This window comes from Candidatus Pantoea persica (assembly GCF_013753875.1).
Classification (GTDB): domain Bacteria; phylum Pseudomonadota; class Gammaproteobacteria; order Enterobacterales; family Enterobacteriaceae; genus Pantoea; species Pantoea persica.
The window spans coordinates 111,334-125,684 of record NZ_SMDS01000022.1 but is presented as its reverse complement, the minus strand read 5'-3'; the positions used below and the strand labels follow the sequence as shown (position 1 = coordinate 125,684).

At 58.1% G+C, this 14,351-nt stretch carries 11 protein-coding genes and 3 pseudogenes; 7 read left to right on the top strand and 7 right to left on the bottom strand.

The window, feature by feature from the left end; all coding sequences use genetic code 11:
• Window positions 1-12: 12 nt before the first annotated feature.
• The 4 genes and pseudogenes from EIO60_RS15310 to EIO60_RS15295 form a co-directional block, all read left to right on the top strand.
• Window positions 13-432: a F0F1 ATP synthase subunit epsilon gene (locus tag EIO60_RS15310; protein ID WP_258577306.1), complete on the top strand. Its 420-nt coding sequence runs from the start codon at window positions 13-15 to the stop codon at window positions 430-432.
• A 159-nt stretch (window positions 433-591) separates the two neighbouring features.
• Complete coding sequence (gene glmU / locus EIO60_RS15305; protein ID WP_258577305.1) at window positions 592-1,962, top strand: bifunctional UDP-N-acetylglucosamine diphosphorylase/glucosamine-1-phosphate N-acetyltransferase GlmU; 1,371 nt, start codon at window positions 592-594, stop codon at window positions 1,960-1,962.
• A 152-nt stretch (window positions 1,963-2,114) separates the two neighbouring features.
• Window positions 2,115-3,944 (top strand): glutamine--fructose-6-phosphate transaminase (isomerizing), encoded by a 1,830-nt coding sequence (gene glmS / locus EIO60_RS15300; RefSeq protein ID WP_258577304.1) that lies wholly within the window; start codon window positions 2,115-2,117, stop codon window positions 3,942-3,944.
• Window positions 3,945-4,110: 166 nt separating this feature from the next.
• Window positions 4,111-4,281, top strand: a pseudogene (locus EIO60_RS15295) (phosphate ABC transporter substrate-binding protein PstS); the annotation flags it as partial.
• A gap of 318 nt (window positions 4,282-4,599) precedes the next feature.
• On the opposite strand, the gene EIO60_RS15290 reads toward EIO60_RS15295, so the two are convergent.
• Entirely contained in the window at window positions 4,600-4,806 is a 207-nt protein-coding gene (locus tag EIO60_RS15290; protein WP_258577320.1) for a helix-turn-helix domain-containing protein, read from the bottom strand.
• A 193-nt stretch (window positions 4,807-4,999) separates the two neighbouring features.
• Here EIO60_RS15290 and EIO60_RS15285 point away from each other — a divergent pair, with 193 nt between their 5' ends.
• Together EIO60_RS15285 and EIO60_RS15280 are read left to right on the top strand one after the other, a co-directional pair.
• The gene (locus tag EIO60_RS15285; protein WP_258577303.1) at window positions 5,000-5,275 is read left to right on the top strand and encodes a hypothetical protein; all 276 of its coding nucleotides are present in this window, start codon (window positions 5,000-5,002) and stop codon (window positions 5,273-5,275) included.
• On the top strand, window positions 5,241-5,561 hold the full coding sequence (locus EIO60_RS15280; protein WP_258577302.1) for a hypothetical protein: 321 nt from the start codon (window positions 5,241-5,243) through the stop codon (window positions 5,559-5,561). Before EIO60_RS15285 ends, EIO60_RS15280 begins: the two co-directional genes overlap by 35 nt.
• Before the next feature lie 262 nt (window positions 5,562-5,823).
• Here the strand turns inward: EIO60_RS15280 and recG are convergent, their stop codons facing one another.
• The 5 genes and pseudogenes from recG to gmk all read right to left on the bottom strand — a co-directional run bounded on the left by recG (window position 5,824) and on the right by gmk (window position 11,682).
• Window positions 5,824-7,902 carry an ATP-dependent DNA helicase RecG gene (gene recG, locus EIO60_RS15275; RefSeq protein WP_258577301.1) on the bottom strand — a complete coding sequence of 693 codons (2,079 nt, stop codon included), beginning with the start codon at window positions 7,900-7,902 and terminating at the stop codon, window positions 5,824-5,826.
• Window positions 7,899-8,596 (bottom strand): annotated as a pseudogene (gene trmH / locus EIO60_RS15270) (tRNA (guanosine(18)-2'-O)-methyltransferase TrmH). Before trmH ends, recG begins: the two are co-directional and overlap by 4 nt.
• Before the next feature lie 3 nt (window positions 8,597-8,599).
• Window positions 8,600-10,708 carry a bifunctional GTP diphosphokinase/guanosine-3',5'-bis pyrophosphate 3'-pyrophosphohydrolase gene (spoT, locus tag EIO60_RS15265; RefSeq protein ID WP_258577300.1) on the bottom strand — a complete coding sequence of 703 codons (2,109 nt, stop codon included), beginning with the start codon at window positions 10,706-10,708 and terminating at the stop codon, window positions 8,600-8,602.
• Between the two features lie 20 nt (window positions 10,709-10,728).
• Window positions 10,729-11,004: a DNA-directed RNA polymerase subunit omega gene (rpoZ, locus tag EIO60_RS15260; RefSeq protein ID WP_258577299.1), complete on the bottom strand. Its 276-nt coding sequence runs from the start codon at window positions 11,002-11,004 to the stop codon at window positions 10,729-10,731.
• A gap of 54 nt (window positions 11,005-11,058) precedes the next feature.
• Window positions 11,059-11,682: a guanylate kinase gene (gmk, locus tag EIO60_RS15255; RefSeq protein WP_258577298.1), complete on the bottom strand. Its 624-nt coding sequence runs from the start codon at window positions 11,680-11,682 to the stop codon at window positions 11,059-11,061.
• A 230-nt stretch (window positions 11,683-11,912) separates the two neighbouring features.
• Here gmk and ligB point away from each other — a divergent pair.
• Window positions 11,913-13,675: pseudogene (ligB, locus tag EIO60_RS15250) on the top strand (NAD-dependent DNA ligase LigB).
• Here the strand turns inward: ligB and EIO60_RS15245 are convergent.
• Window positions 13,559-14,140 carry a trimeric intracellular cation channel family protein gene (locus EIO60_RS15245; RefSeq protein WP_258577319.1) on the bottom strand — a complete coding sequence of 194 codons (582 nt, stop codon included), beginning with the start codon at window positions 14,138-14,140 and terminating at the stop codon, window positions 13,559-13,561. The pseudogene ligB and the gene EIO60_RS15245 sit on opposite strands and share 117 nt — an antisense overlap.
• Window positions 14,141-14,351: the final 211 nt, after the last annotated feature.

The window sequence follows — 14,351 nt, the reverse complement described above, 5'->3', positions numbered from 1 at the left end:
GGGAGGACAGATATGGCTATGACTTATCACCTGGACGTCGTCAGCGCGGAGAAGCAGCTTTTCTCTGGCCTGGTGCAGAAGATTCAGGTGTCAGGCAGTGAAGGTGAGCTGGGAATCTTCCCGGGCCACACGCCGCTGCTGACTGCCATCAAGCCTGGAATGATCCGTATCGTGAAGCAGCACGGCGAAGAGGAGTATATCTACCTCTCTGGCGGCGTGCTGGAAGTGCAGCCGGGCAGCACCACCGTTCTGGCCGATACCGCTATCCGCGGTACCGACTTGGACGAGGCGCGCGCTCTGGAAGCGAAACTCAAAGTAGAAGCGCATATGAACAGCAGCCACGGCGACGTGGACTATGCTCAGGCCTCTGCGGAGCTGGCGAAAGCCATTGCTAAACTGCGCGTGATCGAGCTGACCAAAAAAGCGATGTAATCAGGCTTTATGCATTACGAAATGCCAGCCCATTGGGCTGGCATTTTTTTATCCCCGCCATAATCGCGGCGCGCGCCTAATTTCGACCTGAGAAAAATGTAGTAATCTCAGGGGTAAATCGTTTAACTTTCGCATGTCAAAAAATCTGTCAGGATGATTATGTCTAACAGCTCTATGAGCGTGGTGATCCTTGCTGCCGGAAAGGGCACCCGTATGTATTCCGATCTGCCCAAAGTCCTGCACACGCTTGCAGGCAAGCCCATGGTCCAGCACGTGATCGACGCCTCAATCGGCCTCGGCGCGCAGCGCATTCATCTGGTTTACGGCCACGGAGGCGACAGGCTCAAGACTGTGCTGAGTGAGCCGTCGCTTAACTGGGTGCTGCAGGCGGAGCAGCTAGGCACCGGCCATGCCGTGCAGCAGGCCGCGCCCGCATTCGCTGATGATGAAGACATCCTGATACTCTATGGCGACGTGCCGCTGATCGCTCAGGCGACGCTGCAGCGCCTGTGCGACGCGAAGCCGGCGGGCGGCATCGGCCTGCTGACGGTGGTGCTGGACGATCCCAGCGGCTATGGCCGCATCGTGCGCGAAAACGGCAACATCGTTGGCATTATCGAGCAGAAAGACGCTACGCCGGAGCAGCTGACGATCGCGGAAATCAACACCGGCATTCTGGTGGCCAACGGCGGCGATCTGAAGCTCTGGTTGGCGCAGCTCACCAACAACAACGCGCAGGGCGAGTATTACATCACCGATATTATCGCGCTGGCGCACCAGGAAGGCCACCAGATCAACGCGGTGCATCCTACGCGCGCCAGCGAAACCGACGGCGTCAACAACCGCCTTCAGCTGGCGACGCTGGAGCGGGTTTATCAACGCGAACAGGCGGAAAAACTGCTGCTGGCGGGCGTTATGCTGCGCGATCCGGCACGCTTCGACCTGCGCGGCACGCTGACGCACGGCCGCGACGTCGACATCGATGCTAACGTGATTATCGAAGGCGAAGTCACGCTGGGTAACGGCGTCAAAATCGGCGCGGGCTGCATCATCAAAAACAGCGCCATCGGCGATAACTGTGAAATCAGCTCCTGTTCGGTGATCGAGGATGCCAACCTCGCCGCCGACTGCACCGTGGGACCTTTCGCGCACCTGCGTCCCGGCAGCGAACTGGCGCAGGCCGCGCACGTCGGTAACTTCGTCGAGATGAAAAAGGCGAGGCTGGGCAAAGGCTCCAAGGCGGGCCACCTGAGCTACCTCGGCGACGCGGAGATCGGCGCCAACGTCAATATCGGTGCGGGCACCATTACCTGCAACTACGACGGCGCGAACAAATCAAAAACCATTATCGGCGACAACGTCTTTGTCGGCTCCGACACCCAGCTGGTGGCGCCGGTGAGCGTGGCGGCGGGTGCCACCATTGCGGCGGGCACCACGGTCATGAAAGATGTCACCGAGGCGGCGCTGGTCTACAACCGCAAAGAACAGAACAGCAAAGCGGACTGGCAGCGTCCGGCGAAGAAAAAGTGATTTTAACGGCCAGCCCTGCCCTGCCCTGGCCGCAGCAGTAATACAATAATAATCCCCACTCTCTACAAGGCTCGGAGAGCCCGGCAATGCCGGATATCAGGTCGTATGACAACGAAAGATGGCCTAAAACCATCAGGTCAGGAATAACGTTTATGTGTGGAATTGTAGGTGCAGTAGCACAACGCGATATCGCAGAGATTCTGCTGGAAGGTCTGTGTCGTCTTGAGTATCGCGGGTATGATTCGGCCGGTCTGGCCGTGGTCGATCGTCAGGGTCACGTGACGCGTCTGCGCCGCGTCGGCAAAGTGCAGATGCTGGCGGAGGCCGCCGAGCAGCAGCCGCTGATTGGCGGCACCGGTATCGCGCATACGCGCTGGGCAACCCACGGCGAGCCGTCGGAAGCCAACGCGCACCCGCACGTCTCCGAGCAGATCATCGTGGTGCACAACGGCATTATCGAAAACCATGAGCCGCTGCGCGAAGCGCTGATGGCGCGCGGCTATCGCTTCGCTTCTGAAACCGACACCGAAGTGGTGGCGCATCTGGTGCACAGGGAACAGAAACAGGGTGGCACGCTGCGCAACGTAGTGCTACGCGTGATCCCACAGCTGCGCGGCGCCTACGGCATGGTGATCATGGACAGCCGCGATCCGTCGCTGCTGGTGGCGGCGCGTTCAGGCAGCCCGCTGGTGATCGGACGCGGCGTCGGCGAGAACTTTATCGCCTCCGACCAGCTGGCGCTGCTGCCGGTGACACGTCGCTTCATCTATCTGGAAGAAGGCGATATCGCCGAGGTCAGCCGTCGCGACGTCACCATCGTCGATCGCGCCGGCCACAAGGTCAGCCGTCCTGAAATCGAATCCAGCGTGCAGTACGACGCGGGCGACAAAGGCATCTATCGCCACTATATGCAGAAAGAGATTTATGAGCAGCCGATGGCGATCAAAAACACCCTGACGGGGCGTTTCAGCCACGGCGAGGTCGATCTCAGCGAGCTAGGGCCGCACGCCGAAGCGCTGCTGAGCCAAGTAGAGCATATCCAGATCATCGCCTGCGGCACCTCTTATAACTCTGGCATGGTGGCGCGCTACTGGTTCGAATCGCTGGCGAATATTCCCTGTGACGTGGAGATCGCCTCTGAGTTCCGTTACCGCAAATCGGCGGTACGCAAAAACAGTCTGCTGATCACCCTGTCTCAGTCGGGCGAAACCGCTGATACGCTGGCGGCGTTGCGTCTGTCCAAAGAGCTGGACTACCTAGGCTCGCTGGCGATCTGCAACGTGGCCGGCTCGTCTCTGGTGCGCGAGTCCGACCTAGCGCTGATGACCAAAGCGGGCACCGAAATCGGCGTCGCTTCGACCAAAGCCTTCACCACGCAGCTTACCGTGCTGCTGATGCTGGTGTCGAAGCTGGGCCGCCTGCGCGGCATGTCGGCGGAGGTAGAGCACACGATCGTACCCGGCCTGCAGGCGCTGCCGAGCCGCATCGAGCAGATGCTGTCGCAGGACAAGCACATCGAGCTGCTGGCGGAAGATTTCTCCGACAAGCAGCACGCGCTGTTCCTCGGCCGCGGAGATCAGTATCCGATCGCCATGGAGGGGGCGCTCAAGCTGAAAGAGATCTCCTATATCCATGCGGAAGCCTACGCCGCGGGCGAGCTGAAGCACGGCCCGCTGGCGCTGATTGACGCCGATATGCCGGTTATCGTAGTGGCGCCCAATAACGAGCTGCTGGAAAAGCTGAAGTCGAATATTGAAGAGGTGCGCGCGCGCGGCGGCTTGCTGTACGTGTTCGCCGATCAGGACGCCGGCTTCAGCGACAGCGACGGTATGAAGATCATTTCGCTGCCGCATGTAGAAGAGGTTATCGCGCCAATTTTCTACACCGTGCCGCTGCAGCTGCTTTCCTATCACGTTGCGCTGATTAAAGGCACCGACGTGGATCAGCCGCGAAATCTGGCGAAGTCCGTCACCGTAGAGTAAAAAAGCGGGCCCTGAAAAGGGCCCGTTTACTTTTTGCGAATTGTCATATAAATGCCATATTTCGTACATTTCACTGTCATCAAACTGTCCTATTTTCCCTCCTGCAGCAATCACTGACTCCAACTATAACGGCTTCAAGCCTGAGATAAACTCCCCTGGAGGGAACATGACACTGATGTGTAGCACCGTAGCGCGAATCCTTACCGCCACTCTCGCCGTAAGTGCGGTATGTGCCTTTGCAGCCACAGATTTGACGGGCGCGGGCGGTACTTTCCTGGCGCCGGTTTATGCCAAGTGGGCAGCAGAATATCAGCAAGCCACCGGTAGCAAAATCAACAATTGCCGGGCAACGACGGTAAACGTCCAGCTTGCCAAGCTTTTCAGGATCGGTGCTGACCTTTGATACGGTGGGTTGTTTGCCGGCATCATCCACCGGTGCAGAGATCATCAGTTGTTGAAGATGCCGCTCACGGATCGCGCATTGAGCTTCAATGGGCAAACAATCAATGTGGTATTCGTAAGCCTTGGTGACGGGACGTTTACGTACCAGAGCAGGCGTATTTTTCGTTAAACGCGCCAATATCTCTCTAATGCCTTTAGTAGTTTTAGGGAGACCCATTACGCCAATAATGTTCTTTAGCAACAACAAACATAATTATGATGCCTTACGTATGTAACTTTTAATCTTGTAACGGCTGGGCCAAATGGTTTCAGGTTCGACCCCTAGCGCCTCACCAATAATCTTCTGATAGGTTTTATAAGGAGTCCGTAAAACCGTTTTGAGCGAATCCTTGCTGTAGCCGGCTTGCAAGGACAGTAAGCGAAACGACAGCCCCAACTTATGGATCTCCGCTTTAATGATTTCAGGGTGCTAATCCGCACACACGTCTTCTTTTCTACTCATCATTCGTCTATCCTAAAAAGTTATCCGTATGGGTAATCAGATGGTTATCTATACGGGTAAAATATAAATCACCAAAAAAAACCAAATCAAGGTATTTTTGGTTATTTATAACTATATTTTTTTGCTTTTTTTTTACAGAAAGGAACTGCTTATGAAAAAAGAACAAGTTGGTGTTTTTCGTGCACCTGATAAAGAACCTGTCATTGATAGAATTGCCCAGCTAGCAAGAAAGTACCCTTCTAGAAGGGCGGCGGCTAGGGCTTGGGGAATAAACATCAATACACTCAATACTTATTATAAGAAGGAGGCAAATCCACCAATGCCACGTGAAAACCTTCTTTCTCGAATCGCGGAAAGTGAGGGCGTTACTCTAGAATGGCTTAAGTTTGGAAATGATGAAACACCAAAAAAAACCAGAAAATATTGATTGTCGTGATTCATTGGTGGAGATGCTATCATTTTTAACTCAAGAAGAGCGGGTACAACTGACAGCTATGCTAGCTCGTAAAGGGGTAGAGACAATCCTCTACCTGCTTAATCCTGAAAACCAAGCACTTCTTGAGCTAACAGAAGATAAAAAACGAGCTGCTTTGAGGATGGAGTCCATATCAGAAAAACAATTTAGAGAGATTTTATCCAAAATTGAAATCAGTACCAGAGAAACCATTTCAGAAGTAGACCACTCTGATACTAACATCCGGGCCAGAGCCTGAAATAGGAATTGGCCCAGTTAAAATTTTTTGTAAATGCAATTTAAAGGACATTAAAGCTTGCTTGTAGTGGTATCAAATATTTTACTTCTAGGCGAACAATTGTTTATTTTTTAAGCATTGGTATCAAATCAGAAAATCACTTCTAACCTCAAGAAATCCCATGAGTTCCCGCCAATTCCCGGATATTCCCACAAGTATCAAATAAATTACTTCTCTATATAAGCGCACCGCGCGGGCAGGCTGGCGGGAGAAAGCGGGAGGATCAGACGTTGGTATAGCGCGCGGTTTCCGGCAGCCAGCGCTCAATCAGCGCCTTCGCCTGCTCAGGATAGTGCTGGTGGATATGGCGCGCCACACGCTGCACTTCCGGCACCATCGCCTGATCGCGCAGCAGGTCTGCGACTTTAAACTCGGCGTTGCCGGTCTGGCGCGTGCCCAGCAGCTCGCCGGGACCGCGGATCTCCAGGTCGTGCTGGGCGATAACAAAGCCGTCGTTGCTGTCACGCAGCACCTGCAGACGACGCTGCGCGGTTTTGCTCATTGGCGCCTTGTAGAGCAGCACGCAGTGCGAGGCTACCGCGCCTCGGCCGACGCGACCGCGCAGCTGGTGCAGCTGCGCCAGGCCGAGGCGTTCGGGGTTTTCGATAATCATCAGGCTGGCGTTGGGCACGTCGACGCCGACTTCAATCACCGTGGTCGCCGCCAGCAGCTGGATCTCGTTGGCTTTGAACGACGCCATCACCGCCTGCTTCTCGGCGGGCTTCATGCGCCCGTGCACCAGGCCGATATTCAGCCCAGGCAGCGCCGCTTTCAGCGCCTCCCAGCTCGCTTCCGCCGCCTGCGCCTCCAGCAGCTCCGACTCTTCAATCAGGGTGCAGACCCAGTAGGCCTGACGCCCTTCCTGACAGGCGTGCTGCACGCGCGCGATAATCTCCTTGCGGCGGCTGTCGGGAATGGCGACGGTGGTGACCGGCGTACGGCCCGGCGGCAGCTCGTCAATGGTCGAGGTATCGAGATTGGCGTAGGCGGTCATCGCCAGCGTGCGCGGGATCGGCGTGGCGGTCATTATCAGCTGGTGCGGATGGAAGCCCTGCTCTTCGCCTTTCTCCCACAGCGCCAGCCGCTGATGCACACCGAAGCGGTGCTGTTCGTCAATGATCACCAGCGCCAGCCCGTTGAACTGCACCTGCTCTTGGAACAGCGCGTGGGTGCCGACCACCATCGCCACCTGACCGCTGGCGATCGCCTCCTGCTGCGCCTGACGCGCCTTGCCTTTCTGCTTGCCAGCCAGCCAGCCGACTTCGATGCCAAGCGGCGCGAACCAGCTGCGGAAGTTGCTGGTGTGCTGCTCCGCCAGCAGTTCGGTGGGGGCCATCAGCGCCACCTGCTTGCCGTGCTCAATAACGTTAAGCGCCGCCAGCGCCGCCACCAGGGTTTTGCCGGATCCGACGTCGCCTTGGACCAGGCGCATCATCGGAAAGTCGTTGGCCAGGTCGCGCTCAATCTCCTGCACCACGCGCTGCTGCGCATTGGTGGGAGAGAAGGGCAGCGCCGCCAGCAGCTGGTCGCTCAGCGTATGGCGCGGCTGCATCGGCAGCGCGTAATAGCGCTGCGCGCCGGCGCGCACCGCCAGCATGCTGAGATTGTGCGCCAGCAGCTCTTCCAGAATCAGTCGGCGCTGCGCCGGATGACAGCCCGTCTCCAGCTCGCTCAGGCGCAGATCGGGCGGCGGGCGGTGCAGGGTGCGCAGCGCGTCCGGCAGGCTAATCAACCCCTGCGCCAGCTCCTGCGGCAGCAGTTCGGTGATTGGCACGCTCTCCAGCAGCGTCAGCGCCTGATCGGTGAGGCTGCGCAGCGTCGCCTGACGGATGCCTTCGGTAGTGGGATAGACCGGTGTTAAGGTCTCTTCCAGCGTAACCGGGCTTTGCTCGCCCTGGACGCGATATTCGGGATGGATGATTTCCGCGCCGCGCTGGCCACGCTTGATCTCGCCGTAGGCGGTGACGTGGCGGCCCGGCGCGAGGCTGTTCTTCATACCGGCGTTGAAGTTGAAGAAGCGCATGGTCAGGATGCCGCTGCCGTCGCTAATCTGGCACACCAGCATGCGACGGCGGCCGAAGGTGACGTCGGACTGCAATACCTCGCCCTCGACCGTCGCCCAGATGCCGGGCAGCAGATCGTTGATGGCGTAAAGCTGAGTGCGATCTTCGTAGCGCAGGGGAAGGTGAAGAAGCAGATCCTGAATGGTGTGCAGGCCGAGTTTGGCCATTTTCGCCGCCTGGCTGGCGCTGACGCCGGTTAGGGTACTGAGCGGAATGGCATCCAGCAGAAGGCCTTTCATTTCTTTTTCCCTGTGGCCTGCATCGTGGCCCACCAGTCAGCGTCGGCTTCCACTTTGCCCTGAGCGTTGATATGCGGACAGGGCAATCCTTTCTGCTTCGCGATGCGCGCCAGCACCGGGTAGCCGCCTTCGAACAGCAGACGCTGATAATCCGCTTCATCCAGCAGGCTGTGCTGACGCTGATAGAGGCCGGCGTTCTGCCGCTGGCGCTGCGCTTCATAGAGGATCAGCGCGGAGGCGACAGAGACGTTCAGCGACTGTACCATGCTACCACCGGGATAATGATATCGCGATCGGCCAGCGCCAGCGCTTCGGCGGTGATGCCGGTCTTCTCCTGGCCCATCAGAATGCAGGTCGGCAGGGTATAGTCGATTTCGCAAAAGTCGACCGCTTTGGCCGACAGATTGGTCGCCAGCACCTGCATGCCGCGATCTTTCAGGTCAGTCACCGCCTCGGCGATGTTGCGATGGGTTTTCATCTGCACCCAGCTGTTGCTGCCGGCAGAGGCGGAAATTGTGGTGCGCATGCGTTCGCTGGGCCAGACGGCGTGCACTTCGTGAATGCCCACCGCGTCGGCAGTGCGGATCACCGCCGAGACGTTATGCGGCTTGTGCACCTGTTCTATGCAGACGGTGAGATCGTGCTGGCGCAGCGCCAGCATCTCCTGGATACGAGCAAAACGTTGAGCGTTCATGCGTTAGTTACGGTTACGGTGCACTTTGATCACGTCAGGCATCACGCGGATTTTACGCATAATGTTAGCCAGATGGACGCGATCGCGCGCGGTCAGGCGGATAAAGGCGCTGTATACGCGGCCGTCGCGCTCTTCGGTGTTCAGGCTCTGAATATTCGAACCCGCGGTGTTAATTGCCGCCGTCAGGTTCGCCAGCGCGCCCTGATGGTTGAACATGTCGACCTTGATTTCCGCCACGAACTCCTGGTCAGTGACCTTATCCCACTCCACCGGCATGAACTTCTCCGGCTCTTTCTGGTAGCCGCGAATATTGCGGCAGGATTCGTGGTGCACCACCAGGCCTTTGCCGGGACTGACGTGCGCGACGATCGGGTCACCGGGAATAGGGCGGCAGCACTTGGCGAAGGTGATCAGCACGCCGTCGGCGCCCTTGATCGGCAGTTTGCCGCGTTTGCTGTTGCTGGGCGGCGTCGCATTGATCGATTGCAGCAGGTTCTTCGCCACCACCACGCTCATGGCGTTGCCTAGGCCGATTTCCGCCAGCAGATCGTCCAGCGACGTCAGCTTCATGCGGTCCAGCTCCTGCTTGATATTCGCCGGCGGGATCTCCGCCAGCTTGCGTCTGCCGCCGAGCGCGTGGCTCAGCAGGCGACGGCCAAGATTCACGGAGTCTTCGCGCTTGAGGTTTTTCAGCAGCTGACGAATCTTGGCGCGCGCTTTGGAGCTGACGACGAAGTTGAGCCAGGCGGCGTTGGGACGCGCGCCCGGCGCAGTAATGATTTCTACCGTCTGGCCGCTGGTGAGCGGCTGCGACAGCGGGTAAGGCTGGCGATCGACGCGCGCGCCGACGCAGGCGTGGCCGATATCGGTATGCACCGCATAGGCGAAATCGACCGGCGTCGCGCCGGCCGGCAGTTCGACGATGCGGCCTTCCGGCGTAAAGACGTAGATCTCGTCCGGGAAGAGATCGGACTTCACGCTTTCAATAAATTCAAAGGAGCTGCCTGCGCTCTGCTGCAGCTCCAGCAGGCTTTGCAGCCAGCGCTGGGCGCGGATTTGCGCAGTGGTGCCGCTTTCGCCCGCCTGTTTATAGGCCCAGTGCGCCGCGACCCCCATTTCCGCCATCTGATCCATATATTCGGTACGGATCTGCACCTCGACCGGCACGCCGTGCGGACCGATCATCGAGGTGTGCAGCGACTGATAGCCGTTGGCCTTGGGGATAGCGATGTAATCTTTCATGCGGCTTGGACGCGGTTTGTACAGGCTGTGCATCTGACCGAGCACGCGATAGCAGGTATCCACATCCTTCACGATCACGCGGAAGGCGTAGATATCCATGATGGAGTGAAAGCGCTGCTCTTTCAGCGTCATTTTGCGGTAGATAGAGTAGATATGTTTTTCACGGCCGCTGACACGGCAGGGAATGCCCGCTTCCTGCAGACGCCCGTCGATTTCCGACAGGATCTTCTGAATCATCTCTTTGCGGTTGCCGCGCGCCGCTTTTACTACCTCTTTAATCACGCGATAGCGATTAGGGTAGAGCGCCTCGAAACCCAGCTCTTCCAGCTCGGTTTTCAGGTGATGAATACCCAGGCGATGCGCCAGCGGACTGTAGATTTCCAGCGTTTCCAGCGCGATGCGGCGGCGCTTGTCCGGACGCAGCGCGCCCAGCGTGCGCATATTGTGCGTGCGGTCGGCCAGCTTGATGAGAATGACGCGGATATCCTGCACCATCGCCATAATCATCTTGCGGAAGTTCTCTGCCTGCGCCTCTTTCTTGTCGCGGAAGGTCAGCTTATCCAGCTTGGAGACCCCCTCCACTAGCTCCGCCACGCTTTTGCCGAACAGCTGCTCCATATCCTGATAGGTCGCCGGCGTGTCTTCGATCACGTCGTGCAGCAGCGCGGCCATCAGCGTTTCATGGTCGAGCTTCATCTCCGCCAGGATACAAGCGACGGCTACCGGATGGGTGATATAGGGCTCGCCGCTGGATCGTGTCTGTCCATCGTGGGCATCACATGCGACAAGGTACGCTTGCTGGAGGCGCTTGATTTGCTCCTCCGGCAGGTATTTTTCAATCAGCTGATTGAGGCTTTCAAACAGATACAAGGTAGGCCTGCAGATTGCTGTTAACGACGGCCTTCAGCGATAGCGGTAACGGCTTGTAATTCAGCGGCTTCCTGCTCTTGCTGCTCCTGACGATCACGCACATCCAGAATCTGGTTGGTGATCAGGCCTTCTTCGATTTCGCGCAGGGCGATAACGGTGGCTTTATCGTTCTCTTCCGGAACCAGCGGATCTTTGTCGCCTACCTGCATCTGACGTGCACGACGTGCAGCGACCAACACCAGGTCAAAACGGTTACCAATTTTTTCTACTGCTTCCTGAACGGTTACGCGTGCCATAGGTGTGCTACTCCACAGATGAAGAAATGACAGGGCATAATACTGAAACTGACTTCAGACTGCCAATAGTTTGCTGATTAAAGCATCATGGCGCGCCTTCTGACGCCCTATGCGCAGGCGCTCAGCGCGAATAATGGTCTTCAGATCCGACAGCGCCAGATCGAAGTCATCGTTGATAATTAAATAGTCGTATTCAGCATAGTGGCTCATTTCGGAGACCGCCTGCGCCATACGACGGGCAATCACCTCTTCTCTGTCCTGACTGCGGCCGCGTAGACGGCGGTCCAGTTCGTCCTGCGAAGGTGGCAAAACAAAGATGCTGCGTGCGGTGGGCATTTTCGCGCGGATCTGCTGCGCGCCCTGCCAGTCGATATCCAGAAACACGTCAACGCCGGTGGAGAGCACCTGCTCAATCGCTTTGCGCGACGTGCCGTAGTAGTTGTCGAACACTTTCGCATACTCAAAGAAGGCATCTTCGGCGATCATCGCTTCAAACTCATCCTTCGAAACGAAGTAGTAGTGTTCGCCATGGACTTCACCGGGACGCATGCCGCGGGTGGTGTGTGAAATAGACACCTGCGTATCGTACAGCGGTTGTGTCTTCAGTAAAGCCTGAATCAGGCTGGATTTACCCGCGCCGCTGGGGGCGGAAACAATAAAAAGCGTGCCTTGAGCCATGGTCTTCTTGAATTGAGTAAAGAGCGGAGTCGATTTACTGCACACTATACACGGCTTAGCGTCGTCACGCAGCGCTAAACTTTTGCGGCGCGGCACGTAAAATCGTGTCTGCCGGCAAGTACCCCCTCTTTTTTCCTGCGCGGCGCGTTCCGTTGTGCTCCGTTGCCCGTCGCCTTTTCATTTTGCTGCCGTTTCAATGGGCGAAACGAAAAGAAGGCTGCCATGAAATAATGCTGTGCCTGTTGTCGAGCCTGATGCTGCTGCGTGCCGGTTCGGTCAGCGCGCTCTGTCCGGTATGGACGCCAGCGCGTGCGCAGAGTGAAATTGCCCGTCTGGAGAGACAACTGCAGCAGTGGGACGACGCCTACTATCGCGCAGGCGAAAGCTAGGTGAGCGATGCGGACTACGATAGCCTGCTGCAGAGCCTCAGGGTCTGGCAGCGCTGCTTTCGGCGCGCGCCGCCAATGCGCCGTAGTTGCCGGTGAACGGCAACGTGGCGCATCCGGTGGCGCATACCGGCGTCAGAAAGCTGCGCGACAAGCTGGCGATGGCTTACTGGATGCAGAATCGCCGGGATTTGTGGGTGCAGCCTAAAATTGACGGCGTGGCGGTCACGCTGGTCTACGAGGCGGGAAAGCTGACCGCACTGATCAGCCGCGGCGACGGCTTGCGCGGCGAGTCATGGCTGGCGAAAGCCGCCTGGATTCCGGCCATTCCCCTTAGTATCAAGAGCGACGTGCCGCGCATCGTGCTGCGGGCGATCTGCCTCTGAAGATGACCGATCATCATCAGGCGCGCGACGGCGGCAAAAATGCACGGCCGCGCGTGGCGGGTGCGCTGAACAGCCAGACGCCCGTCCAGCTGCTGCATGAAATCGGCCTGTTTATCTGGGCCTGGCCGGACGGTCCGGCGTCAATGGAGGCGCGGCTGCAGCAGCTTGCCGACTGGGGGGATCGGGCTGTCGCAGGCGTGGAGCGAACCGGTCAGAGATGAAGAGAAGGTGGCGCGCTGGCAAGAGCGCTGCTTCAACGCGCCGCTGCCCTTTGTCAGACGGCGTCTGGTGCATCAGGCGATGCGTCCCGCTGGCGACAGCTGTATGCCTGGCGAAGGCGACTGGGCGGCGGCGTGGAAATTCCAGCCGCCGAACGTCACCAGCGAAGTGCGGTCGGTGGGCTTTAATGTCGGTCGCACCGGCAATATCGCCGTGGTGCTGCACCTCCAGCCGGTGCAGCTCGACGATAAAACCGTCCGACGTGTCAGCATGGGTTCGCTGCAGCGCTGGCGATGCTGGGATGTCATCGCTGGCGATCAGATGGCGATAGGCCTGGCGGAGCAGGGCATTCCGCGGCTGGAAAGGGTGATCTGGCGCGTGGGCGAGCGCAGCTATCCCCAGCCGCCAGATCCCGCAAGCTTTACGCCGCTTACTTGCTTCGACTTTACGCCGCCCTGCCATCAACAGCTGCTGTCGCGGCTGAGCTGGCTGAGCCAAAAGGCGGTGCTGAATATTGCCGGCGTGCAGCGCAGCACCTGGCTACGGCTGATGGATCAGGGCGCGATAAGCCATCTCTTCTCGTCTCGTGGATGACGCTAACGCCCGAGCAAATCGGCCCAGCGTCAGGTATCAGCCCGACGCGCGCTCGGCAAATCTGGCATCAGTTCAACCTGACGCGACAGCAGCCGCTGCGGCGCTGGATCAGCGCGCTTAACGCCCTGCCGGATACGCTCTGGTAGACGCTACAGCAACGCGACCTGCAGCAGTGGCAGACGCTGCCAGGCGTTGGGGCAACGCTGGCGCAGCGTATCCATGCCATGCTACAGGATGCACGTATACAACAGCTCATCACGTTTCTGCAACAGCAGGGCATCGCGAATGGCGTCAGTGCTCAGGATGAAGGTAATTGAAAACGGGCAGGCCGAGGCGGAAGCGCAGCGCCAGCAGACGCGCCAGAAAGCCAAACAGCAGCGTAATGATGATCTCCGCCTCATGGGCTAGCGACGTTTTTAACAGCAGAATATAGATCCAGCCCGAGGCGAAAGCGATACCTGCGTAAAGCTCCTTCTGGAACACCAGCGGAATGCGGTTGTATAACATGTCACGCAGCACGCCGCCGGTGATCACCGCGGCGATAATCATCGCATGTCCGCTGTCCAGCGCGACTTGGGCGCCAATAATAATAGAAAACACCACTAGGCCAAGCACGTCGAGCACTAAAAAGACTTTGCGCAGGTGCATCATCAGGGGCGCCAGCCATATGGTAATCACCGCGGCGGCGGCTACGATCATGATATATTCCGGATGCTTTACCCAGCTCTGCGGATAGCGGCCGAGCAAAATGTCGCGCACCGAGCCGCCACCAATCGCCGTGACCGAGGCGATGATAATCACGCCGAACAGGTCCATCTTGCATCTTCCCGCCGCGAGCGCGCCAGCCATCGCTTCTGCCGTGATGCCAATGATTTAGAGAACGGTTAATAACATAGTAGGCTCCAGAAGGCGGGCGGCAAAGCTACAGATTAAATAAAAGCGTAATGGTTGCGCATGTGTCAGGTGACGGCTTGGCATCAGTTTAACTTATGGCGGCGGTCAGAAAAACGCCGGCGTGGCAGGAAATACGTGTTGCCGCTGTGCTAACAGCCGTGAGCGCTGCTTTCTCAGGCTGCGCGCCCGG